Source organism: Nesterenkonia aurantiaca, assembly GCF_004364585.1.
Classification (GTDB): Bacteria; Actinomycetota; Actinomycetes; order Actinomycetales; family Micrococcaceae; genus Nesterenkonia; species Nesterenkonia aurantiaca.
Map to the genome: position 1 here is coordinate 72,693 of NZ_SOAN01000008.1, position 23,051 is coordinate 95,743.

The 23,051-nt window shown below is 68.6% G+C and carries 19 protein-coding genes; 14 read left to right on the forward strand and 5 right to left on the reverse strand.

Features of this window, described 5'->3' with window-relative positions:
* The first annotated feature begins 136 nt into the window (after positions 1-136).
* Positions 137-811, forward strand: coding sequence for an RNA polymerase sigma factor (locus EV640_RS10760; RefSeq protein WP_051500888.1), 675 nt, complete (start codon positions 137-139; stop codon positions 809-811).
* Here the strand turns inward: EV640_RS10760 and EV640_RS10765 are convergent.
* Positions 808-3,492, reverse strand: a complete 2,685-nt coding sequence (locus EV640_RS10765) for a LuxR C-terminal-related transcriptional regulator (RefSeq protein ID WP_161634787.1) — start codon at positions 3,490-3,492, stop codon at positions 808-810. The two genes, EV640_RS10760 and EV640_RS10765, sit on opposite strands and share 4 nt — an antisense overlap.
* A gap of 160 nt (positions 3,493-3,652) precedes the next feature.
* On the reverse strand, positions 3,653-4,120 hold the full coding sequence (locus EV640_RS10770; protein ID WP_051500887.1) for a GNAT family N-acetyltransferase: 468 nt from the start codon (positions 4,118-4,120) through the stop codon (positions 3,653-3,655).
* Between the two features lie 109 nt (positions 4,121-4,229).
* Here EV640_RS10770 and dxr point away from each other — a divergent pair, with 109 nt between their 5' ends.
* From dxr to EV640_RS10795, 5 genes are all read left to right on the forward strand, one after another.
* Positions 4,230-5,528 (forward strand): 1-deoxy-D-xylulose-5-phosphate reductoisomerase, encoded by a 1,299-nt coding sequence (gene dxr / locus EV640_RS10775; protein ID WP_133726417.1) that lies wholly within the window; start codon positions 4,230-4,232, stop codon positions 5,526-5,528.
* A complete protein-coding gene (locus tag EV640_RS10780; protein WP_036473996.1) occupies positions 5,525-7,093 on the forward strand; it encodes a M50 family metallopeptidase in 1,569 nt (522 codons plus the stop codon). Before dxr ends, EV640_RS10780 begins: the two co-directional genes overlap by 4 nt.
* A 142-nt stretch (positions 7,094-7,235) precedes the next feature.
* Positions 7,236-8,384 carry a flavodoxin-dependent (E)-4-hydroxy-3-methylbut-2-enyl-diphosphate synthase gene (gene ispG / locus EV640_RS10785; protein WP_369797177.1) on the forward strand — a complete coding sequence of 383 codons (1,149 nt, stop codon included), beginning with the start codon at positions 7,236-7,238 and terminating at the stop codon, positions 8,382-8,384.
* A 16-nt stretch (positions 8,385-8,400) separates the two neighbouring features.
* Positions 8,401-9,252, forward strand: a complete 852-nt coding sequence (locus EV640_RS10790; RefSeq protein WP_051500886.1) for a GNAT family N-acetyltransferase — start codon at positions 8,401-8,403, stop codon at positions 9,250-9,252.
* Entirely contained in the window at positions 9,253-10,365 is a 1,113-nt protein-coding gene (locus tag EV640_RS10795) for a hypothetical protein (RefSeq protein WP_036473987.1), read from the forward strand.
* A gap of 42 nt (positions 10,366-10,407) precedes the next feature.
* Here EV640_RS10795 and EV640_RS10800 read toward each other — a convergent pair whose 3' ends face one another.
* Both EV640_RS10800 and EV640_RS10805 read right to left on the reverse strand, forming a co-directional pair.
* Positions 10,408-11,202 (reverse strand): TSUP family transporter, encoded by a 795-nt coding sequence (locus tag EV640_RS10800; RefSeq protein ID WP_036473986.1) that lies wholly within the window; start codon positions 11,200-11,202, stop codon positions 10,408-10,410.
* A gap of 29 nt (positions 11,203-11,231) precedes the next feature.
* Positions 11,232-13,037, reverse strand: a complete 1,806-nt coding sequence (locus tag EV640_RS10805) for a proline--tRNA ligase (RefSeq protein ID WP_133726419.1) — start codon at positions 13,035-13,037, stop codon at positions 11,232-11,234.
* A gap of 215 nt (positions 13,038-13,252) precedes the next feature.
* On the opposite strand from EV640_RS10805, the gene EV640_RS10810 reads away from it, so the two are divergent.
* Complete coding sequence (locus tag EV640_RS10810; protein ID WP_133726420.1) at positions 13,253-15,736, forward strand: helix-turn-helix transcriptional regulator; 2,484 nt, start codon at positions 13,253-13,255, stop codon at positions 15,734-15,736.
* Between the two features lie 53 nt (positions 15,737-15,789).
* Here the strand turns inward: EV640_RS10810 and EV640_RS10815 are convergent, their stop codons facing one another.
* Complete coding sequence (locus tag EV640_RS10815) at positions 15,790-16,176, reverse strand: SHOCT domain-containing protein (protein WP_036473982.1); 387 nt, start codon at positions 16,174-16,176, stop codon at positions 15,790-15,792.
* A gap of 205 nt (positions 16,177-16,381) precedes the next feature.
* Here EV640_RS10815 and EV640_RS10820 point away from each other — a divergent pair, with 205 nt between their 5' ends.
* The 7 genes from EV640_RS10820 to rbfA all read left to right on the forward strand — a co-directional run bounded on the left by EV640_RS10820 (position 16,382) and on the right by rbfA (position 23,051).
* A complete protein-coding gene (locus tag EV640_RS10820; protein WP_133726421.1) occupies positions 16,382-16,930 on the forward strand; it encodes a DUF6325 family protein in 549 nt (182 codons plus the stop codon).
* Positions 16,927-17,283 carry an SHOCT domain-containing protein gene (locus tag EV640_RS10825; RefSeq protein ID WP_036473977.1) on the forward strand — a complete coding sequence of 119 codons (357 nt, stop codon included), beginning with the start codon at positions 16,927-16,929 and terminating at the stop codon, positions 17,281-17,283. Before EV640_RS10820 ends, EV640_RS10825 begins: the two co-directional genes overlap by 4 nt.
* A 151-nt stretch (positions 17,284-17,434) precedes the next feature.
* Positions 17,435-17,980 carry a ribosome maturation factor RimP gene (locus tag EV640_RS10830; protein ID WP_051500885.1) on the forward strand — a complete coding sequence of 182 codons (546 nt, stop codon included), beginning with the start codon at positions 17,435-17,437 and terminating at the stop codon, positions 17,978-17,980.
* Positions 17,981-18,004: 24 nt separating this feature from the next.
* Entirely contained in the window at positions 18,005-18,982 is a 978-nt protein-coding gene (nusA, locus tag EV640_RS10835; RefSeq protein ID WP_036473974.1) for a transcription termination factor NusA, read from the forward strand.
* 53 nt (positions 18,983-19,035) lie between these two features.
* A complete protein-coding gene (locus tag EV640_RS10840; protein WP_051500884.1) occupies positions 19,036-19,311 on the forward strand; it encodes a YlxR family protein in 276 nt (91 codons plus the stop codon).
* Positions 19,312-19,536: 225 nt separating this feature from the next.
* Positions 19,537-22,404 carry a translation initiation factor IF-2 gene (gene infB / locus EV640_RS10845; protein ID WP_036473972.1) on the forward strand — a complete coding sequence of 956 codons (2,868 nt, stop codon included), beginning with the start codon at positions 19,537-19,539 and terminating at the stop codon, positions 22,402-22,404.
* A 146-nt stretch (positions 22,405-22,550) separates the two neighbouring features.
* Complete coding sequence (rbfA, locus tag EV640_RS10850; RefSeq protein WP_036473971.1) at positions 22,551-23,051, forward strand: 30S ribosome-binding factor RbfA; 501 nt, start codon at positions 22,551-22,553, stop codon at positions 23,049-23,051.

A 23,051-nucleotide genomic window follows, 5' to 3' on the forward strand; every position in this document is an offset into this window, starting at 1 on the left:
ATGGACTTTAGTCTCTATGTAGCACCAGGGCCCGCCGGCCGTTCCCCGGCGGACCCGCCCCCCTGCAAGATCCCTCTGGTCCCGGCCCGTGTCAATAACGTCACGCCCTCTTACACCTAGCTACGGGATGTCTCAAATGTCTATCTCTCCTCTCGCCACCCCTCCCGCCTTCAACCCGAAGCGCGCCCCCATTCTCAGCCAGATCATCGGCCGGCCCGCAGGTGCCCTGGGCACCAAGACTTCCCATGTCGCGGCGCCGCCGAAGCAGGCCGCCGAGGACGCGCCCTTCGACGTGCGCGAGGCCTACGCCGCCCACGGAGCCGCCCTCTTCGCGTTCGCGTTCAACGGACTGGGTGACCGGACCGACGCCGAAGACTGCGTCCAGGAGGCGTTCATCCGGGCCTGGAAGGGCAGGGAGCGCTACAGCAGCTCGCGGGGCTCGGTGCGCACCTGGCTCTTCGCCATCGAGCGGAACCTGATCATCGACGCGCTGCGGTCTCGTTCCCGGCGTCCGTCGCCCTCGGGAGAGCAGAAGATCGAATCGGCCAGCGAACCGGTGACCGAGGACCTGCTCATCGTGGAGCGGCTGGCCATCTACGAGGCCCTGGCCGGGCTCAGTGTTGAACACCGCGAGGTGATCGTGGCGGTCAAGCTGGACGGCATGGACTACCAGGAGCTCTCGGAGCGCACCGGCATTCCGATCGCGACGCTGCGCACCCGGATGTACTACGGGCTGAGGTCACTGCGCAAGACGCTCGGTGATGGGGCTCGCGATGGCGCTGAGACCACCGCGCTGCAGTCGCTGCGCTAGATGCCGCGCACCCCGGGGGAGAACCCTGGCGCCTGCTCGGGCGGGGCGGTGCGCTGGGAGGCCACTGCCGCGGAGGTCCAGAGCTCCCGCCTGGAGGACATCCCCAGCTTCGGCAGCAGGTTGGACACGTGATACTCCACGGTCTTCTTCGACACGAACAGGCTCTCGGAGATCTCACGATTGGTGCGTCCCTGGGAGATCAGGTGGGCGATGTCCCGCTCCCGGGGCGTCAACGAGGCGTAGCGGCCGGCCACGGAGAGCAGCCTGCTCTTCACCGCGCCCAGTTCCGGAGAAGCGCCGAGCTGGGCGAAGATGTCTCGCGCCGCCTCGAGCTGCTCGTCGGCCTCGGCATGCTCGCCGCATTCGCGGTGCGCGATCCCGAGGCTGTGGTGGAGCCGGGCCTTGGTGTGCGGGAAGTCTGTGGCGAGCCAGATCGCTGCCCGGTAGTCCGCCACCGCCGCCCTGAAGTCCCCGCGCTGTGCGGCGAGCTTCGCCCGCAGGGCCTGCGGATGGCCATAGGGGAGGGGCAGCGCAGGTTGCAGCGCAACCTGCTTCGAGAACACCTCCAGGAGTCGGCCAGCCTCGGCGATCCGGGCCCCGCTGGGGTTCTCGAGGTCCAACAGCGCCTCGATCTCCAGGGCACGCCAGCCGATGAGACCCACCTCCTCGGCCCAGGTGCTCAATCTGCTGCGCCTGAAGGCCGCGATCACGTCGAGGGCCCGCGCATGGTCATGGGACATTCGAGCCGTCCAGGCCATGGCGGTCATGACGTTGTAGAGCGGCAGAGAGCTCGAGGTCGTCACATGGTGGCTGAGCCAGTCGGTGTGTTCCGCGGCCGCCGTCTCATCGGCATGGGCGACGGCGGCCATGGCCAGCACCGCATGAGAACTGGCGAGGCCGCGCCAGTCGTAGCTGGCCCGGGCCATCGAGATCACCCGTTCCGCGCGCAGGATCGCATCGCTCCAGCGACCCAGTTGAAACTCGATCATGGCCTGCTCGGCCATTCCGCGCTGCGCCGCAGCTGGGACCACCCGGTGGTGCCTTCCCTCCTCGGCGCGCTCCAGATCGTCCAGGGCCGCGGCGGTATGACCGGCGTAGTAGTGCACCCTGGCGCGGAAATAGAGCGCGTCCGTGTGCTCGGCGGTACCAGCTGCCTGGATCAGGAAATCATCCAGGCGCGCGATGGACTCCTCGACCACCCCCGAGTTCCACAGCGCGTAGATCTCATGCATGGCCAGCACGCGGCCCAGCACCTTGTCGATGGGAGTAGAGGGTGTGATCCCGAGGAGCCGCAGCTCGGCCACGGCGGCCTGTGCGGCCTGTGCATCGGCGGCGGCGATCTCCACGGTGCACAGCAGGATCAGCATCCGCCAATGGGTGAGGCTCTCGATGTGCTGCCCGGCCCCGGGCGCGCGCAGCTCGCTGTGCAGCAGCCGCCGGGCCTCGGCGAGCTGACCGGTGAAGAAGGCCAGACCCGCCTGGAACAGCGTCACCATGACCGGGTCTTCGAGCAGGCCGATCTCCGTATGGAGGTCGAGCACGCCGTGCGGGTCCTCCGCTATAGCAACTGTGAGGCTCGCCGTCAGCATCCGGCGCGCACGTTCGGGCCCGCGACTGACGTTCATGGCCATGGAGAGGTACTCCGCACTGGTCAAATAGTCCCCAGCCTCCAGCGCCTTGAGCCCTTCGACCTCGAACTCGTCACCCAGCCCTGGATCTCCGTCAGATGAGGAGGCGGCGCTGAGGTGGCGGGATCGAGCGAGACCGGTCGTGCGCTCAGCAAGCAGCTCGTGCAGCTGCTGGCGGCGGGCAGGCTCGATCAGTGCCTGGGCCGTCTGCCGCCATGCTTCGTCGGCCAGTCTCACCTCGCGTCCGTTGCCGCTCAGGATCGGGTGCAGCGCGTCGACCAGGTCATCGGCGTCCACCGGGGCGGCAAGGTCGGGACGAGCGGCCTTCAGCGCGAGGACGGCGGCCTCGGCCGCGACCTCGGCCCGGGAGTCGCCGGTGTCCAGAGCCAGGACCTCCAGGAATGTCCGCAGGCAGGGTTCCATCCGCTCGAGCTCGGGCCGCAGGAATGACCGCGAGATCGCGGATTGTTCCTCGGCCTCGGTGTGCACCCCGGCCTCGGCCAGTCGCAGGGCGACGCCGGGGTTGCCCGCCGCTCTCATGTGCACCGCTGCGACGGTCTCTTCGTTGAGCTGGTGGCCGTGCTGGCGCAGCAACCTGCTCAGCTCATGGCGCGTGATGCCGCGCAGCGTGACCCGAGTTCCGGTGTGCGCGGACATCCTCGCCAGCCTGCGGGTGAGCGGATCGACCGTGGGGGAGGAGGTCAGCAGGATCAGCACCGGGGAATCGGCGTTGCGGGTCAGCGACGCCTGATCCACCAGCTGTTCCAGAGCGTGCTTCGCCTCAGCCGAGGACCGGTGGAGGTCATCGACGACCAAGCAGTAGGGGCCGGTCCCGTGTGTCTGCAGGGACTCGCACATCCCCCGGAAAGGGGTCAGATCCGCGAGTGAGAGCACTGTCAGGCCAGCGCCGGCGGCGCGTTCCCGCGCCTCGGAGGCCAGTGCGGACTTCCCGGAGCCTACGGTTCCCTCGAGGAAGCAGACACCGCTGTGCCCGGCAAGGGTGCGATGGATCGCGCGCAGCGCCTTGGCGCGCTCCGAGTCCCGCCCAATCACGATTCTGGCAGCTGATGCTTTCACATGCATGACCCCCGTCGGGTTCAACGCGCCACCTTCAGCGGCGTTGAACACATGGTATCCCCAGGTCAGGACAATGTCGTGCTCATGTCGCTGCTAGATGGCGTTCAGTGGTGCCGAGGCAGGGGCACCGCGGGGCTCAGCCCAGCTGCAGGATCTTCTCCTGCACGACCTTGGCGCGCACGTTGGAGAAGCTGGATTCCTCGCCGGTCTCGGTGAAGCCCAGCGACTCCAGGATCTTGAGCGTGCCGAGGTTGTCCACCACCACCCGTGCGGTGACCGGGCGTTCGGGAAACTCGGTGAGGAACTTCTGCACGGCCTCGGTGGTGATGCCCTGGCCCCAGAAGCGCTTCTCGATCCAGAAGGTGATCTCCCGGCTGGCCTCGTCCTCGAAGGCGGCGATCGAGCCCACGGGCTGGCCGTCGCTCTCGATGGTGCGCACGATGATGTCATCGGAGTTCAGCAGCTCGCCCCAATGGTGATCGAAGACGCTGCGGTCCTTGGGGTTGGTCGAGGCGAAGGCGGCCATATGGGCGGCATCGGCATCCTGCTGGAACACGAAGAACTGTTCCAGGTCCTCGGTCTCCACTGCACGCAGTGTGATCATCGGTGAGGCTCCTTCATCGGCTTGTGGCCGCATGGGTCTGCAACTGCTGTGTGACCAGCGTACTGTGCACGCCCATCACGGGCGACCTCGGTGCGCCATAATGGTGCCTATGGCTTCCCCCAAGCGCCGCGTGGCGATCCTCGGTTCCACCGGTTCCATCGGAACCCAGGCGCTGCAGGTCATCGCCGCGCATCCGGACCGATTCGAGGTCGTCGCGCTCGCCGCCGGCTCCAACGCCGCACTGCTGGCCGAGCAGGCCACCGCCACCGGCGCGCGCCTGGTCGGGATCGCCGAGCACGCCGCGGCCAGCGAGCTCCGCGCCGCGCTGACCGCCGGCGGATCGGGCTCAGCGGCGGATCCCGGCAGGGCCGACTCCTCACACCCGGCCGGCCGCCCCGAGATCCTCACCGGTGAAGAGGCCGCCGTGCAGATCGCCGCGGAGTCCGGTGCCGACGTCGTGCTCAACGGGATGACCGGGTCCATCGGTCTGCGCCCCACCCTCGCCGCGCTGCGCTCCGGCGCCACCCTCGCGCTGGCGAACAAGGAGTCCCTGGTGGTCGGCGGCGCGCTGGTCGCCGAGGCGCTGCAGCGTCCCGGGCAGCTGGTCCCGGTGGACTCCGAGCACTCGGCGCTGGCCCAGGCTCTGAGCTCCGGCCGGCATGAGCGCGGGCTCTGCTCCGTCCCCGCAGACGGCACCACCCGGCTCAGCGGGACCTCAGAGGTCTCCAGCCTGGTGGTCACCGCCTCCGGAGGGCCCTTCCGCGGCTGGGACGCCGCGGCGCTCGCCGAGGTCACTCCGGCCCAGGCGCTGAAGCACCCGAACTACGCGATGGGCCGAGTGGTCACCACCAACTCCGCCACCATGGTCAACAAGGCGCTTGAGGTGATCGAGGCGCATCTGCTCTTCGACATCGCGCTGGAAGACATCCAGACCGTGGTGCACCCGCAGCAGTGGATCCACTCGATGGTCACGTTCCAGGACGGCTCCACCATCGCCCAGGCCGGTCACCCTCGAATGTTGATCCCGATCGCGCTGGGCCTGTCCTGGCCCGAACGGCTCGAGCAGATCGACGCGCCCATCGACTGGACCCAGGCCATGCAATGGGACTTCGAGCCGCTGGATGACCAGGCCTTCCCCGCCGTGGCCCTGGCCAAGGCCGCCTGCGCCGCCTCGCCGACCCATATGGCGGTCTACAACGCGGCCAACGAACAGGCCGTGGAGGCCTTCCACGCCGGACGGCTCGGCTTCCCGGGAATCGTGGCCACGGTGGAGGCGACCCTGGAGTGCTACCAGCCCGCCAGCAGTTCCGCCGCCCCCTCCCTCCAGGAGGTCCTCGACGCGGAACGCTGGGCGAGAGGCACCGCCGAGGAGCGCATCGCCGCCGGATCGGTCCAGGTGCGCGCATGATCGCGCTGCTGATGATCGCTGGCATCGTGATCGTCGCCCTCGGGATCGCGCTGTCCATCGCGCTGCATGAGATCGGGCATCTGCTGCCCGCCAAGCTCTTCAAGGTCCGTGTCACCCAGTACATGGTGGGCTTCGGCCCCACACTGTGGTCCCGGCGCCGCGGCGAGACCGAGTACGGGGTCAAGGCGATCCCGCTGGGCGGTTATGTCGCGATGATCGGGATGTACCCGCCGCCGGATGAGACCGGGACGCTGAACCACCCCGCCGAGGGTGAGCATGAATCCTCGGAGACTCCTGCCGCCGAGGATCCCGCACGGAATGACCACTCCCCGCGGGATCCATACTTGCGCCAGGTCGGAGCCCAGTACGGCGCCCCCGCGGCGTCCTCCCCGGCCGCAGGAACCGCTGCCGGCGGGTTCACCGAAGGGGTTGAGGGCGGGACCGAGGGTGGGACTGCCGGAACCGGCACGGCGACCAAGACGGTGCGCTCGCAGTCCACCGGAATCTTCCAGCAGCTCTCGACCGAAGCGCGCGAGGTGGCCGCCGAGGATCTGCAGCCCGGGGACGAGGACCGGATGTTCTACCGGCTGCCCATCTGGAAGCGGATCATCATCATGCTCGGCGGCCCGGCCATGAACGGTCTGATCGCGCTGGCGCTGACCGCCGGGATCATCTCCTTCCACGGCACCGCCGAGCCGAACACCACGGTCCGAGAGGTCTTTGAGTGCGTGGTCTCCGCCGAGGCCGCCGACGCCGGGCAGACCGAATGCACCACCGAGGATCCCGCCGGACCCGCCTTTGAGGCAGGCCTGCGTCCGGGGGACCAGATCCTGGCCTTCAACGGTGAGCCGGTGGCGACCTGGGATGAGCTCACCGCGCTGATCCGGGAATCCGCCGATGAGTCCAGCGAGGTCAGCTACGTCCGCGACGGCGAAGAGACCACCACCACGCTGACCCCGATCCTCACCGAGCGCCCGATCAGCGACGGACTGGGCCGGGCGCAGCGCGACGACGACGGCGCGCTGATCACCGAACCGGTGGGCTTCATCGGGATGGGCGCCGATCAGGAGATCGTCCAGCAGCCGTTCTGGGAGGCCGGGCCGATGGTGTGGGAGCAGTCCAAGGCGGTGGGCGCCGTCGTCGCGAACCTGCCGGTGCGCCTCTACGACGTGGCGGTGTCCACCTTCACCTCCGCTGAGCGGGACCCCGACGGGCCGCTCTCGGTGGTCGGTGTGGGCCGGATCGCCGGGGAGCTCTCCGCGCAGGAGGAGATCCCGCTGGAGTCCCGCTTCGCCTCGCTGAGCTCCCTGGTGGCCGGGGTCAACGTCGCGCTGATGGTGTTCAACCTGATCCCGCTGCTGCCGCTCGACGGCGGCCACGTGGCCGGGGCGCTCTATGAGGGTCTGCGCCGGCGCCTGGCCAAGCTGCTGGGCCGTCCGGATCCGGGCCCCTTCGACATCTCCAAGCTGCTTCCGCTGACCTATGTGGTCGCCGGAATGCTCCTGGTCATGGGCGTGTTGTTGATCTATGCGGACATTGTGAACCCGATCCGTCTCTTCGAGTAGCAGCGTCCACGCCGGGCGGTACCATGGAGTAGGCGGGTGACCCCCGCCGATGCGCCAAGAAGATGTACAAGAATCACGGCGTCTGACCGACGTCGAAGCCCAAGATCCATCAGGAGAGTCTGTGCCCGCGATCAACCTCGGAATGCCCTCCGCGCCGCCGCCAGTGCTGGCGCCGCGCCGGAAGACGCGCAACTTCCATGTCGGATCAGTAGGCGTGGGCAGTGATCACCGGGTCTCGGTGCAGTCGATGACCACCACCAAGACCCACGACATCAACGGCACCCTGCAGCAGATCGCCGAGCTGACCGCCTCCGGCTGTGACATCGTCCGCGTGGCCTGCCCCACGGACAAGGACGCCGAGGCGCTGAAGATCATCGCGATGAAGTCGCAGATCCCGGTCATCGCCGACATCCACTTCCAGCCCAAATACGTGTTCGCCGCCATTGAGGCGGGCTGCGGGGCTGTGCGCGTGAACCCCGGCAACATCCGCCAGTTCGACGACAAGGTCGGCGAGATCGCCAAGGCTGCCAGCGACGCCGGCGTCTCCATCCGCATCGGCGTCAACGCCGGGTCCCTGGACAAGCGGGTCATGGACAAGTACGGCAAGGCCACGCCCGAGGCGCTGGTCGAGTCCGCCGTCTGGGAGGCCTCGCTGTTCGAGGAGCACGGCTTCCATGACTTCAAGATCTCGGTCAAGCACAACGACCCGGTGATCATGGTCCAGGCCTACCAGATGCTCGCCGAGCGCGGCGACTGGCCCCTGCACCTGGGCGTCACCGAGGCCGGACCGGCCTTCCAGGGCACGATCAAGTCCTCCGTGGCCTTCGGCGCGCTGCTCGCCCAGGGCATCGGCGACACCATCCGCGTCTCGCTCTCTGCACCGCCGGCCGAAGAGGTCAAGGTGGGCAACCAGCTGCTGGAATCGCTGAACCTGCGCCCGCGCAAGCTCGAGATCGTCTCCTGCCCCTCCTGCGGACGCGCTCAGGTCGATGTCTACACCCTCGCCGACGACGTCACCGCCGGACTCGAAGGCATGACCGTGCCGCTGCGCGTGGCCGTCATGGGCTGCGTGGTCAACGGACCCGGTGAGGCCCGCGACGCGGACCTCGGCGTGGCCTCGGGCAACGGCAAGGGACAGATCTTCGTCAAGGGCGAGGTCATCAAGACCGTCCCCGAGGACCAGATCGTCGAGACCCTGATCGAAGAAGCCAACCGTCTGGCCGAAGAAATGGAACGCGAATCCGATGGAGATGCTCAGGCAGCGAGTGCCCCTGTGGTCTCCGTCAGCTGACGCCGCAGCTGCTCGCGTGCACCGCGCCACCCGCGGCGGCGTCCGCGTGCTCGGACACGGAGACACTCCGGCGCTGGAGAAGCTGCTCGCAGCCGACCCGGTGGCCAACGTCTCCGTTGCTTCCACCGTGCGTGCCCGCCGCTCTGCCGGCCCCGGGAAGGGACGCAACGGTGCCGTGGTGCTCGGCATCGACGGCGAGAACGGGCTGCTCGCGGCCTGCTGGACCGGAAGCAACATCATCCCCGTCGGGGCCACCGCCGCCCAGGGGGTGCTCTTCGGCGAGGCCGTCGCCGCGATGCGCCGCCGGGTGGCGTCCATCTACGGCGAGGCCGAGGCCAGCCTGGCGCTCTTCGAGGCCACCGGCTGGACCGGCGCCCGCGACGTCAGGCCCGACCAGCCGCTGATGGCGATCACTGCGCCCTCTGCGGTGGAGCCGCTGGCAGGGGCCCGGCTCTCCGCATCCGGGGACTTCCCCCGGTTGGAGAAGGCCAGCGCGGCGATGTTCACCGAAGAGCTGGGATTCTCTCCCTACGCCCAGGGTGGAAGCCAGTACCGGGAGCGCGTGCGCGGACTCATCAACGCCGGGCACTCGATCATCGCGGTGGACCCTGGGACCTCCGAGCTCGTGTTCAAGGCCGAGTTCGGCGCGGTCAGCCCCGAAGTGGTCCAGGTCCAGGGCGTATGGGTGCGGCCGAGCCACCGCGGACGCGGCCTCGCCGGTCCTGGGATGGCCGCCGTCATCGAGCACGGACTCAGGCTGGCGCCCACGGTGAGCCTGTACGTGAACAGCTACAACACGGCGGCGATTCGGACCTATGAGCGTGTTGGATTCACCCAGGTGGGGACCTTCGCGACCATACTGTTCTAGATGACTTTCTTCCCCTCCTCTCCTGCTGCGCGCCGCCGAGCCGGCGCCTCGCTCGGACTCCTCGGGGCGCTGCTGCTCACCGGCTGTGACGCCACGCCCGCGGAGCAGCCGGGCACGCCTGCGGCCGAGCCGGGCACCAGCAGCGGCGGCGTCGGCCAGCAGGTCCCGGAGCCCTCCGGCAACCAGCTCTCCCACGAGGAGATGCGTGAGCAGCTGGAAGCCCGTTACCCGGATGCCGCGCTGAGCGACACCACGGACTATTGGGCGGGGCTGCGGGATGTCGAGACCGAGCTCCAGCGACTGGTGGTGGACCCTCCGGAGTGCAAGCAGTTCGTCGTGCGCTCTGCGGTCCCGGTGCCGGCGGGCGCGCTGGTGGCCTTTGCCGATGGGACGACCGCAGCGGCCGAGGACCAGGGCGAGGAGCAGCAGTCCGAGGAGCAGGGCGAGGGTCAGGGCGAGGAGCCCGGTGGGTCCGAGGGTGATCCCGAGGCCGGAGCGCACCAGCCCGGGGGAGACGACCCCGAAGCGCAGATCCAGCTGGCCAGCACCGAGGAGGACGACTCCACAGACGGTGAGTCTGCGGAAGACGACCCCGAGAACGGCGACTCTGAGAACGGCGACTCTGAGGACGGCGACTCTGAGAACAGTGAACCCGAGAACAGTGACTCTGAGAACGGCGACTCCGAGAACGGTGACTCCGATGATGAGGAGGAGCCCGAGCCGGTCACCGTGGACCTGCCGGAGCAGCGCCAGGCCCTGATCCTGAGCTTCCGGGACTGGCGCGCCGCCGACGCGCACCTCGCCGCGGAGCAGGACGGACTGGAGTCCTGCGACTCCTACACCGCCAGCCGCGGGGGAGAGGACTCCGTGGAGACCTCGACCTCGGTGGACCTGGTGGAGGTCTCCTCCGAGGCCGACGCCGCACTGGGCACCACCACGCGGATCAGCTCGGAGGGCGACCGTGAGGACAGCGCCGCGGTCACCCTGCGCGGCGGCTCACATATCGTCACGGTGACGGTACCGCTGAGCGAAGGGCTCTCCGAGGACGAGGCTGAGGTCGCCGTTGAAGAGCTTGAGGCCGAGGCCGTCGATCTGCTCGAGAGCCTGGACTGAGCTTCGGCGCAGGGCCCCCGGACCCAGATCTGGGCGTCCTGCTCAGCCGAAGAGGTCCATGGCCACGTCGTAGCCCAGCTTGATCACCAGGGCGAAGACCACCACCAGGAACACCACCCGGATGAACTTCGAACCCTTGGCGATGGCCATCCGCGCGCCCAGGTAGCCTCCGGCCATATTCGCCGCACCCAGCACCAGCCCCAGGCCGATGAACACATGTCCGGCCGGGAAGAAGTACAGCAGCGCGCCGAGGTTCGTGGCCACATTGACCACCTTCGCCTGAGCCGAGGAGTTCAGGAAGTTGTAGCCCAGCACCGTCACCAGGGCGATGACCAGGAACGTGCCGGTGCCGGGACCGAGCACCCCGTCGTAGAAGCCCACGATCAGCCCGATGCTCACCGCGCGCGCGAGGTGGCCCATCCCGACATGGCGAAGCCTCTCCAGCTGGCCGACGTGCGGCTTCAACGCGGTGAACACCCCCACGCCGATCAGCGCCAGCAGGATCAGCGGCAGGATGATCCGCTCCGGCAGCGAGGCGGCGACCACCGCGCCGCCGTAGCTGGCCAGCAGGGCGGCTGCGGCCATGGGCAGGGCCGTGGTCATGGAGGGCTTGACCCGCCGCGCGTAGGTGATCGCCGACGTCGTCGTGCCGAAGATGGAGCCGAGCTTATTGGTGGCCAGCGCCTGGACCGGGGTGATCCCCGGGACCATCAGCAGCGCCGGCAGCTGCAGCAGCCCGCCGCCGCCGACGACGGCGTCCACCCACCCGGCCGCGAAGCCTGCCAGAATCAGCAGCAGCAGCGTCACCCAGGTGATCTCGAGGCCGCCACCGATCACGAGATCAGCAGCGGCCTCGAGGGCTTCGTTCAGCGCAGGCCCTTGACGTGTTCGAGCACCGCCGCCGCGGCTTCGGCCACCGGGACCTCACGGGATTCACCGGAGCGGCGATCCTTGAGCTCGATGGTGCCGTTCTTCAGACCGCGGCCCACGGTGACCAGCATCGGGACTCCGAGCAGCTCGGCGTCACCGAACTTCACTCCCGGGGAGACCTTGGGGCGGTCGTCATAGATCGCGCTCAGGCCGGCCGCCTCGAGCTCGCTGATCAGCGCCTCGGCCGCGGCGTAGACCTCTTCGCCCTTGCCGGTGGCGACCAGGTGCACGTCGGCCGGGGCGATGGCGGCGGGCCAGATCAGGCCCTTGTCATCGTGGGTGGCCTCGGCGATCGCAGCCAGGGCGCGGGTCACGCCGAAGCCGTAGGAGCCCATCGTCACCGTGGCGAGCTTGCCGTTGACGTCGAGGACCTGCAGGCCCAGCGCCTCGGCATAGCGGGTGCCGAGGTGGAAGATGTGGCCCATCTCGATGCCGCGGCGAGTGCGCAACGGACCGGAACCGTCCGGAGCCGGGTCACCGGATTCCACGACCACCGATTCGATGACGCCGTCCCAGCCGAAGTCACGCCCGGCGACCAGGCCGAACACGTGCTGATCGGCTTCGTTCGCGCCGGTGATCCAGCTGGTGCCCGAGACCACGCGCGGGTCCACCAGGTAGCTGACGCCGGCGCTGCCAGCGTCGCCGAGGACCGGGGCGTCCAGGGAGAGACCGGGGCCGATGTAGCCGCGCACGAGTCCTGGGTGCTTCTTCAGGTCCGCCTCGTTCGCGGCCTCCAGGGCGACCTCGCCGCCGACGCCGAGCAGTCCGCCGATGGTGGCCTCGGCCCGTTTCAGGTCCACCTCGCGGTTTCCGGGCACGCCGAGCACCACGATCCGGCGGGTGCCGTCGGGCAGCACGGCCGCGACCACCACGTTCTTCAGCGTGTCTGCTGCGGTCCAGGCGCGGTCGGCCCGGGGCTGGTGGGTGTTCGCGGCCTCGACCAGGGTGGCGATGGTGTCGGTGCCGGGGGTGTGGTGCACCTGGGCGGCTGGCAGCTCGGAGAAGTCCAGCGGCTCCGGGGCAGGGGTGGTGACGGCCTCGACGTTGGCGCGGAAGCCGCCCTCGGACTCCACGAAGGTGTCCTCGCCGATGTCACACGGGAAGAGGAACTCCTCCGAGGCGGAGCCGCCCATAGCACCCGACTGCGCGTTGACCGGGACCACCGGCAGGCCCAGGCGGTCGAAGATGCGCAGGTAGGCCTCGCGGTGCGCGGCGTAGGCGGCGCTCTGGTCCTCCTCGGTGAGCGCGAAGGAGTAGGAGTCCTTCATGATGAACTCGCGACCGCGCAGCAGCCCGGCCCGGGGGCGTGCTTCGTCGCGGTACTTGGTCTGGATCTGGTAGATCGAGAGCGGCAGGTCCTTATAGGAGCTGTAGAGGTCCTTCACCAGCAGGGTGAAGACCTCCTCGTGGGTGGGCGCCAGCAGGTAGTCCGCCTCCTTGCGGTCCTTGAGCCGGAAGATCCCGTCGCCGTAGTCGTCCCAGCGGCCGGTGGCCTCATAGGGCTCCTTGGGCAGCAGGGCGGGGAAGTGCACCTCCTGGGCGCCGATCCGGTTCATCTCCTCGCGGACGATCGCCTCGATCTTCCGCAGCACGGTCAGCCCCAGCGGCAGCCAGGTGTAGACGCCCGGGGCGGCGCGGCGGATGTAGCCGGCGCGGACCAGCAGCTGGTGGCTGGCGACCTCGGCGTCGGCCGGATTGTCGCGCAGCGTGCGGAGGAACAGGTGAGACAGGCGGAGCGGCACAGGTGAACTCGTTTCCGGTGAGGGATCTTCTACCGGCCCAAGTCTAAGGGGCGCTCGCAGCTGGACTTCCACCGGTCGTCGGGCAACCCTGCCGTGCCGCCGCGCGGCGTCGATATACTCCGAGCGTGGCCGTCTCGAGGCCAGCGCATCCGACTGTGCCATGGGCCCGCTATCGCATTCCGGCGAGTCGACCGGATGCACTGCCACGTCCCCGCGTGAGCGCGGCCATCGAAGCGGCGGTCTCAGGCCACCGGATCAGCGTGATCAGCGCCCCCAGCGGTCACGGCAAGACCCGGGCGGCGGCCGAATGGGCAGCGCTGCAGCCGCGCCCCGTCGCCTGGCTCTGCCTGGGCCCGACCGACGACGACCCGGCCGTGCTCACCTCGGGCGTGGTCACCGCGCTGCGCGGACTGCTGCCCGCCCAGCAGGAACTGGGCGAGGCACTGGGCCGATTGGATCCCGGCGCCGAGGTGAACAGGCTCTATAACCAGATCTGCCGGACCTTCGAGCAGGCCCGAGCGGTCTGCGTCCTGGTGGTCGACGACGCTCAGCGAGCCGCAGGCCAGCTCGGGGCGGGACTGCTGGGCATGCTCCTCGACGAGGCACCAGAGAGCCTGCGACTGGTGTTCCTGGGAACCACTCCGATCGAGGGCTGGTTGGCGAAGCAGCTTCTGGAGGGCTCGGCCGTCCAGCTCTCGGCGCAGGATCTGGCCTTCGACCGCTCCGAGACCGAGGGTCTGCTGAAGCGATTCGGCGGTCGCCTGGACGCGCGCGAGGTGCTCGAGGACACGCAGGGCTGGCCGATAGCCGTGCAGGTGGCAGCGCTGGCCAGCCAGCGGCCCCCGGGAGCGCAGGACAGTCTCGAGGACCTGTTGCGCAGCTACGATCAGACCCAGATCCTGGATGGGCTCGGCGACTCGCTCGCCGTCTTCGTGCTCACCACGACCGCCTGCACCGAGCTGACGGCCGGGCTCGCCACCGCCATGTCCGGTCGGCAGGAGGCGGCTGCGGTGCTGGAGGAACTCGTCGACCGCGGCATCTTTCTGAGCCGGCACTGCGGATCGGATGAGACCCCGGTCTACCGGTGGCACCCGATCTTCGCTCGGCAGTGCACCCAGATCCTGCTCCGCCAGGATCCGACGGCGCTGAACCTCATCCACCGCAGGGCCGGGGAGTATCTGTGCTCCACCGAACCCATGAGGGCGCTGCGCCACTTCGAGGCCGCTCATGACCACGATCGTGCCATGGAGGTCCTGGTCGAGAATTGGTTGGAGCTGATCATCGGGGATCACGCCGCTCAGGTCGCCACGTTCTGCGCGGTCCTCCCGCGGCGGCTCTCCGGCGCCGCCGCGGCGCAGCTCATTCTGGCCTGCGCCGAAGAGGCCATCGGTGAACACCAGGAGGCACGCGCCCGGTTCCACCGGGTGCTGGACTCGCTGCCCGATCACCCGAGGGGTCAGGAGGTCGGATCCATCCTCCGGGTGGCGCGGCTTCTGCTCACCGATGACCCGAAGGCGGCGCTGGAGGCGACCAGGGATGTCCACGCGCGGCTGGCGGTGGCGGGGGAGTACGAGGGGCGGGAGCGGGTCGCGGTGCTGTTCCTGCTGACCTGGACCGAGCTGCGGCTCCGGCTGCACCCCGCCTCTGCCCCCGAGATCATGTCTGCCGCCGCTCGCGAGTGGGCAGCGATGCACGAGACCCACCTGGAGCGCAGCGCGCTGGGCAGTCTCGCCATGATTCATCTGTGCGACGGGAGAAACTCCCGGGCCCGGCGCATTCTGCGGGAGGTCGACGCGCCGCTTCAGGCCTCGGCCGCGACATTGACCGCCTACGCGGGCAGTGCGCTGGGCACCGCATCGGGACTGCTGGCCTACTGGTCCGCGGACTTCGAGAACGCGGCTGCCTGGTTCGGTCGGATCCTTGAGGCGGGAGACCTCCCGGTTCCGCTGGGTGGTGCGGTGCGCGCATTCCTGGCCTTCAGCGCGGCCGGCGCCCGAGATCCGGCCCTGTGCCGACGCGCCGCCACCGAGCTCGAGGCGGTGTCCCCGGAGGAGGTCCAGGGAGCCCAGTGGCCGATCTTCCGGGATGCGGCGCATGCCGTGTTGGCGGAAGCCGCTGGTCACCGGCCGAGGGCGCTGGCGCTGGTGGCGCGACACTCGGAGTCGGCGGACCTTCCGATGATCGGGGTCGTGCTGGCCGGGATTCTTCGTCGAGCCGGGGATCCTGCGGGCGCCTTCCGCCTGTTGTCGCGGCATCGCGCGTTCATGGGGGTCTCCTATGTGGCGATCTCCGCGAGAATCTCGGCCGCCCTGGTCCACAGGATGCATGGAGAGCCCGAGGTGGCCCACGAATATTGTGAGTACGCCCTGGACATCGCGGAGCGTGAAGACATGCGAGCGCCATTCTGTGACGGGGACCTGAAGCTCCGCCTGCTGCTCACGGAGCACCTGACCCGACGCACGTCGCACGAGGCCTTCATCGCCGGCGCCCTGACCGCCGAACAGAGCAGTCAAGGGCTTCTCGCCGCCCTGTCCGGCCGGGAGGTCGAGGTCTACCGCCTGCTGCAGACCTCCATGACCATCCAGGAGATCGCAGAGGCGCTGACGGTCTCGGTGAACACGGTCAAGACCCACCAGCGAGCGATCCATCGCAAGCTGGGGGTCCGGACCCGCCGGGAGGCTCAGCAGCTCGCACCCTAGCTCAGGCCCTGAACGCGCCAGCCCTGACGGCGGGGCTTGCGATCGCGCCAGGATCAGGCGAGGGCCCGGGTCTTCAAGGATTGGAACTCATCCTCGGTGATGGTGCCCTGTTCGCGCATCTGAGCCGCCTTCTCGATCTCGACGCTGGGACTGCTCACGCCCACCTCCCGCAGCCGAGCCAGCAGCGCCTCATGATGCTGCTGATCCGCGGCGGCTCCACGCTCGGCCATGCCGCTGCCACGAGCGATGAGATAGACCAGTGCCGTGATGAAGGGGAAGAAGATCAGACAGAACACCCAGACGGCTTTCGAGAATCCGCCGAGCTTCCGATCCCGGAAGATGTCTCCGATGATGCTGAACAGGACCATCAGATAGGCCACAAAGACGAAGGCCCATACGAACCACCAGATGATGGACCAGAACGATTCCCAGAATTCCATGACACTGCCCTTCTGTGCGGTATGCCGTTCTCGTCAGGATTGACACTCTGAGGGTCACACAGACCGAGGACGAGCGGGCCCACGCTCACCCGTTCTGGGTGAGCAGAACCCAGCCGCGTCTTCGGCTCTGCGAGCATCGGGTCAGACGCTTGATGCGTTGCAGGACTCTGCCAGAACGAAGGAGACCACCGAAGAGGATGAGGTCATGTCCGACTTCCGATATGGACCAGTGGAGCTCTATCTGATCGTCTTCGACACCGAGCAGCCCGCACCCGGCTGCCTGGCGCCGTTGGTGGAGATGCTCTCCTCCGGAACGGTCCGACTGCTGGATCTGGTCGCCGTGAGCAAGAACGACAGCGGCGAGGTGATGATGCTCGATCTCCCCAGCCGGGACCTCCTGGGTCTGGCTCGACTGGGCAAGGATCGGCTGGGTCCGGCTCGACTGGGCCCGGATCGGCTGGGCCCGGCTCGACCGGGCCTGGATCGGCCGGGCCTGGATCCGCTGGACCCGACAGTGGGGCCCGACCCCGTGACCGAGGGGCTGATCGGTGAGGAGGACCTCGCCGACCTTGCCGCGCCGCTGGATCACGGATCCTGCGCGGCAGTGCTGGCACTGGAGCTCAGAGTCGAGCTTGCCCTGGCGGAGCGGCTCGCCCCGAGCCGGGCACAGGTGCTGCGCAGCGCGCACATACCTGCTCCGGTGGTCAATGCACTCATCGATCTCTATGACCCGGTGGAAGGAACCTCGCCATGACGATGGACCGCGTAGGACGCCCGGGCCTGATCGGACTGGCTGCGCGCACGTCGGCGCTGGCTGGAGCCACGCCGGCCCTGGCCGGCCAGGTCGACGTCTACGAACAGCGCCGGGCCCAGGACCGTGAGGAGCAGGAGCAGTACTCTGCCGCCCACCAGCAGGCGCGCATCGAGACGGCCGCGCTGGCGGCGCTGGCCCATGCCGCTGCGCCCGCCCCCGCAACACCGGCACCGCTCGTTGCCTCGGGCGGCACCAGCTTGCTCGATGACCTGCAGCGGCTGGCCGAGCTGCGACGATCCGGACTTCTCAGCGAGGAAGAGTTCGCGGCCGGCAAGGCCAAGCTGCTGCGCTGAGCCGCTGAGCCGCTGAGCCGCTGAGCCGCTGAGCCGCTGGTACCACCCCACCACCCGGCCCACTGCCGCCTCAGCACATCGGCCGGTAGGCGGTGCGTTGAGTCTCAGGCACAATAGAGACGCACCGCAGACCACCACTGATAGGACCGTCATGGCCACCGCCCCCCGCCCCACCGGCGATCAGCGCTTCAAGGACGCCCGCACCGCAAAGATCGCCGAGCTGATCACTGACACGATCACCGCCCAGGGGCTGTACCTCGAAGAGATCGAGCTCGTCGCCAACGGGTCCACCACCACGCTGAAGCTCTCGGTGGATCTGCTCACCGGCACCGAACAGGTGGATCTGGACACCATCGCCGAACTCTCCCAGGCGATCTCCGCCCGCTTCGACGAGGACGACGTCCTTCCCGAGTTGGAGCGCTACGACTTGGAGGTCTCCACCCCCGGTGCGACCCGCCCGCTCACCACACAGCGGCACTTCGAGCGCAATCTGGGGCGGCTGCTGGAGATCACCCAGACTGGGCACAGCCCGATCCTGGCCCGGCTCCAGTCGATCGAGGACGGCGCCATCACCGTGGTCGAGCAGAAGCCGAGCCCCAAGAAGGGGATGCCGGTGAAGTACGGAGACCCCGCACGGATCAATCTCTCGGCCATCGACCAGGCACGAGTGCAGGTAGAGTTTTCCCATACGCAGTAGATACTGGCTTAACCGGAGGCACAAGTGGATATCGATATGAGCGCACTGCGCATGCTTGTCAAAGAGCGCGAGATCCCGCTGCAGCGGCTGATCCCCGCCATCGAACAGGCGCTGGTGCTGGCTTACCACAAATCGCCCGGAGCACTGCAGCACGCCCGTGCCGAGATCGATCAGTCCACGGGACACGTCACGGTCTGGGCCAAGGAGCAGGACGAGGACGGCACCTTCATCGGGGAGTTCGACGACACCCCCAGAGACTTCGGCCGGGTCGCGGCCTCCACCGCCCGCCAGGTGATCATGCAGCGGATCCGCGACGCCGAGGACGATCAGGTCCTGGGCCAGTTCAAGGGCCGCGAGGGCGAGCTGATCTCCGGCACCATCCAGCAGGGCCGCAACCCCAAGATGATCCAGGTGGATCTGGGCAGCGTCGAGGCGCTGCTGCCCCCACAGGAGCATGTGCCCGGTGAGGAGTACGTCCACGGTCACCGGATCCGAGCCTTCGTCGTCGACGTCCACCGCGGCATGCGCGGGCCCTCGATCACGCTCTCCCGCTCACACCCGGGCCTGGTGAAGAAGCTCTTCGAGCACGAGGTCCCAGAGATCGCCGACGGTTCCGTGGAGATCACCGCCATCGCCCGTGAGGCCGGGCACCGCACGAAGATCGCGGTGCGCGCCCACCAGTCGGGGATCAACGCCAAGGGAGCCTGCATCGGCTCCATGGGCTCCCGCGTCCGGGCGGTCATGAACGAGCTCAACGACGAGAAGATCGACATCATCGATCACTCCGACGACGCGGCCGAGTTCATCGCCCACGCGCTCTCACCTTCGAAGGTGAAGTCGGTGACCATCCTGGATGAGGCCACGCGCAGCGCACGGGTCGTGGTCCCGGACTATCAGCTCTCCCTGGCCATCGGCAAGGAGGGTCAGAACGCGCGGCTCGCCGCGAAGCTCACCGGCTGGCGGATCGACATCGTCTCCGACGCGACCCTCGCGGCGCCCTGAGCGCCGCCGACTCCGACGTTTCTGCTCGACGCCGCCGGAAGGGGTAGACTGTCATGGTTCCAGTGCGTACCTGTATCGGCTGTCGTCGTGAGGTCGCGCAGGACAAGGCAATAAGGCTCGCACTCGACGTGGCCCAGACCGCCGATCCAGCACCGCCTCTGGTGGTGGCGGACACCGCCCGGGTTCTTCCCGGACGAGGCGCCTGGCTGCACCCGCAGCGCGAGTGCTTCGAGACCGCGATCAAGCGCAAGGCCTTCAACCGGGCCTTCCGCCGGACCGTGGATTCGAGGACGCTCGATCTGCACGACATTATCGGCACTAACGGCTGACATCGCCCCTCCTCGCAGCAATGCGGCGGATCAGGTGGAGGAAGCCAGAAAGCGGGTTCAGAGAGATGGATCCCCGATGAAGACTGACGCATGAGTTCGCAGCGATGACCCATCACGGCAACTCCGTCACGGTTTCAGAACAGTTCAAACGGCCTGCGCCGATGAACCGCTGACATCAGCCCCGCTGGTGCCAGTGGGAATGCGCGGGCCAGATTAAGGAGAAATGTGGCCAAGGCCCGCGTACACGAGCTCGCCAAAGAGCTCGGCATCACCTCGAAAGAAGCCCTCGCGAAACTGCAGGGCATGGGCGAATTTGTGAAGTCGCCCTCCTCCACCGTGGAGCCCCCGGTGGCGAAGAAGCTGCGTCAGGCCTTCCCTGACGCCAAGCCAGCCTCCGACGCCTCCGCGTCCAACGGCGCCGCTCGTCCCGGTCCGAAGCAGTCCGACGCGGCCTCCGAGCCCGCCGCTGACAGCTCGGCCCCGGCCCGCCCGGCCGCGACAGGTTCCTCCGCGCCTCGGCCCGGCGGATTCAAGCCCGGGCCCCGGCCCGGACCGAAGCCTGCTGCCGCCCCCGAGCCCGAAGCTCCGGCCGCCGCTGCCCCCAAGGCGCCGAAGGCCGAAGCTCCCAAGGCTGAGACGCCGAAGGCCGAGCAGAAGCCCGCTGCGAGCACCGAGGCACCGTCTGAGAAGCCGGCATCCAAGCCCGCCGGATCAGCATCCAAGCCCGGCGGTCCCCGCCCGGGCAACAACCCCTACGCACCGAGCCAGGGCATGGGCGCCGAGCGCCAGGCCCCACGTCCCGGCGGCACCGGAGGCCCCCGCCCCGGACCCAAGCCGGCCGGTCCGCGCCCGGGCAACAACCCGTTCGCACCCCAGCAGGGCATGCGCACCGAGCGCGGCGGCGGCCCCCGCCCCCGCGGCGGTCAGGGTGCCCCCGGTGGCGCACCGCGTCCGGGCGCACCCCGCCCAGCAGGTGCGGCCGGGTCACGCCCAGGTGCTCCCGCAGCAGGCGGCGCAGCCCGCCCCGCACCGGCACGTCCGGGCGGTCCCAAGCCCTCGATGATGCCCAGCCAGGCCCCGGCGCCCGCCGGTGGTCGTCCGGGTGCGCCTGCCGGTGGTCCGCCACGCGGCGGTCGCGGCGGCGGTCCTCGTCGTGGCGGCGCAGCAGGCGCCTTCGGTCGCGGCGGCTCCAAGGCCAAGGCTCGCAAGTCCAAGCGCGCAAAGCGCCAGGAGATGGAGCAGCGCCAGTCCCGCGAGATCGGCGGTGTGCGCGTTCCCAAGGGAGACGGCACCACCGTCGTGCGGCTGCGTCGCGGCTCCTCGCTGGGCGACTTCGCCGAGAAGATCAATGCCGAGCCGGCAGCGATGGTCACCGTGCTGATGAAGCTCGGTGAGATGGCCACCGCCAACCAGTCCCTCGACGAAGAGACCTTCCACCTGCTGGGTGAGGAGCTGGGCTACCCGGTCCAGATCGTCTCCCCGGAGGACGAGGACCGCGAGCTGCTGAACACCTTCGACATCAACATCGAAGATGAGCTGGCAGCCGAGAGCTCCGAGGAGCTGTTCGCACGTGCCGCCGTCGTGACCGTCATGGGTCACGTCGACCACGGCAAGACCCGACTCCTGGACTCCATCCGAAGCGCGAAGGTCACCGAAGGCGAAGCCGGCGGCATCACCCAGCACATCGGTGCCTACCAGGTCCACGTCGAGCACGAGGGCGTCGAGCGCGGCCTGACCTTCATCGATACTCCCGGTCACGAGGCGTTCACCGCCATGCGTGCCCGTGGTGCGAAGGTCACCGACATCGCGGTGCTGGTCGTGGCCGCCGATGACGGCGTCATGCCCCAGACCATCGAAGCGCTGAACCACGCGAAGGCCGCCAACGTGCCGGTCGTCGTCGCGGTCAACAAGATGGACAAGGAAGGCGCCTCCCCGGACAAGGTCCGCGGTCAGCTGGCCGAATACGGTCTGGTTCCCGAGGAGTACGGCGGCGACACCATGTTCGTCAACGTCTCCGCGCTGAAGCACCTGCACATCGACGAGCTCCTCGAGGCCGTGCTGCTCACCGCAGACGCAGCCCTGGAGCTCACCGCGAACCCGAACAAGGCAGCTCGCGGCGTGGCCATCGAAGCGAACCTGGACAAGGGTCGCGGCGCCGTGGCCACTGTGCTGGTTCAGTCGGGCACGCTGCGGGTCGGTGACAACATGGTCGCCGGCACCGCCCACGGACGAGTCCGCGCCATGTTCGACGAGCACGGCGAGACCGTCAAGGAGGCCGTGCCCTCTCGGCCGGTGCAGGTTCTGGGTCTGTCCTCGGTGCCTCGCGCCGGTGACACCTTCCTGTCCACCTCCGATGACCGCACCGCTCGCCAGATCGCTGAGAAGCGTGAGGCGGTGGAGCGCAACGCTCAGCTGGCCAAGCGCCGCAAGCGGATCAGCCTGGAAGATTTCGACCAGGCTGTGGCCGACGGCAAGATCGACACGCTCAACCTCATCCTCAAGGGCGACGTCTCCGGTGCCGTGGAGGCCCTGGAAGATGCGCTGCTCAAGATCGATGTGGGTGCCGATGTGCAGCTGCGCGTCATCCACCGCGGCGTCGGTGCGATCACGCAGAACGACGTGAACCTGGCCACTGTGGACAACGCAGTGATCATCGGCTTCAACGTCCGTCCTGCGGAGCGCGTCAATGACCTGGCCGAGCGTGAAGGCGTGGACATGCGCTTCTACTCGGTCATCTACGCGGCGATCGACGACATCGAGGCAGCCCTGAAGGGCATGCTGAAGCCCGAGTACGAAGAGGCTTCACTGGGCACCGCGGAGGTCCGCGAGGTCTTCCGCTCCTCGAAGTTCGGCAGCATCGCCGGTTCGATCGTCCGCTCCGGTCTCATCCGCCGCAACGCCAAGGCGCGCCTGGTGCGCGATGGCAACGTGGTGGCAGAGAACCTCACCATCGAGTCGCTCAAGCGGTTCAAGGACGACGCCACCGAGGTCCGCGACGGCTTCGAGTGCGGCATCGGCCTCGGATCCTTCAACGACATCCGCGAAGGTGACAGCATCGAGACCTGGGAGATGCGCGAGATCCCGCGCTCCTGACCAGGCCCGCCGGTTCTACCGGTGAGCGCTCCGGGGACCCTGCCACAGGCGGGGTCCCCGGAGTTGTCCGCAGACCATACCCACCCGGTGACGCCGCAGCGCGAGACCGGGTCCGGGACCCAGAAGTTTTTTGAAAGGAGCGCATCATGGCAGATCCAGCACGCGCCGCACGACTGGCGCAGCGCATCAAGGTGATCGTGGCCGAGGCGCTGCGTCGCCGGGTCAAGGATGAGCGCGCAGAGCTGATCACGGTCACCGACGCCCGAGTGACCAATGATCTCCAGCACTCCACGGTGTACTACACCGTCATGGCCCCGGACGAGGAGTCCCGAGCCGGAGCCGAGGCGGTCCTGGCCGCCAACCAGGGCACGCTGCGCTACGAGCTCGGCCGGCAGCTGAACATACGGCTGACCCCGACCCTGGAGTTCGTCGCCGACGAGATCCCAGAGTCGGCCGCACACATGGAGGACCTGCTGCGCAAGGCCCGGGAGCAGGACGAACAGGTCGCAGCCCTGCGCAAGGACGCCCAGCCCGCCTCGGAGGAGAAGCCCTACCGCTGGCAGGTCGAGGAGGAGCCGGCCGCATCCGAGGACGCCGGACGCTCCAGCTCCGAGGACGCCGGCCGGTCCAGCTCCGCGGATCGCTGA

Coding starts and splice junctions, on each gene's coding strand:
- EV640_RS10760 (WP_051500888.1), top strand. CDS start 137: ATGTCTATCTCTCCTCTCGCCACCCCTCCCGCCTTCAACCCGAAGCGC.
- EV640_RS10770 (WP_051500887.1), bottom strand. CDS start 4,120: ATGATCACACTGCGTGCAGTGGAGACCGAGGACCTGGAACAGTTCTTC.
- dxr (WP_133726417.1), top strand. CDS start 4,230: ATGGCTTCCCCCAAGCGCCGCGTGGCGATCCTCGGTTCCACCGGTTCC.
- EV640_RS10780 (WP_036473996.1), top strand. CDS start 5,525: ATGATCGCGCTGCTGATGATCGCTGGCATCGTGATCGTCGCCCTCGGG.
- ispG (WP_369797177.1), top strand. CDS start 7,236: ATGCCCTCCGCGCCGCCGCCAGTGCTGGCGCCGCGCCGGAAGACGCGC.
- EV640_RS10795 (WP_036473987.1), top strand. CDS start 9,253: ATGACTTTCTTCCCCTCCTCTCCTGCTGCGCGCCGCCGAGCCGGCGCC.
- EV640_RS10815 (WP_036473982.1), bottom strand. CDS start 16,176: ATGGAATTCTGGGAATCGTTCTGGTCCATCATCTGGTGGTTCGTATGG.
- EV640_RS10820 (WP_133726421.1), top strand. CDS start 16,382: ATGTCCGACTTCCGATATGGACCAGTGGAGCTCTATCTGATCGTCTTC.
- EV640_RS10825 (WP_036473977.1), top strand. CDS start 16,927: ATGACGATGGACCGCGTAGGACGCCCGGGCCTGATCGGACTGGCTGCG.
- EV640_RS10830 (WP_051500885.1), top strand. CDS start 17,435: ATGGCCACCGCCCCCCGCCCCACCGGCGATCAGCGCTTCAAGGACGCC.
- EV640_RS10840 (WP_051500884.1), top strand. CDS start 19,036: ATGGTTCCAGTGCGTACCTGTATCGGCTGTCGTCGTGAGGTCGCGCAG.
- rbfA (WP_036473971.1), top strand. CDS start 22,551: ATGGCAGATCCAGCACGCGCCGCACGACTGGCGCAGCGCATCAAGGTG.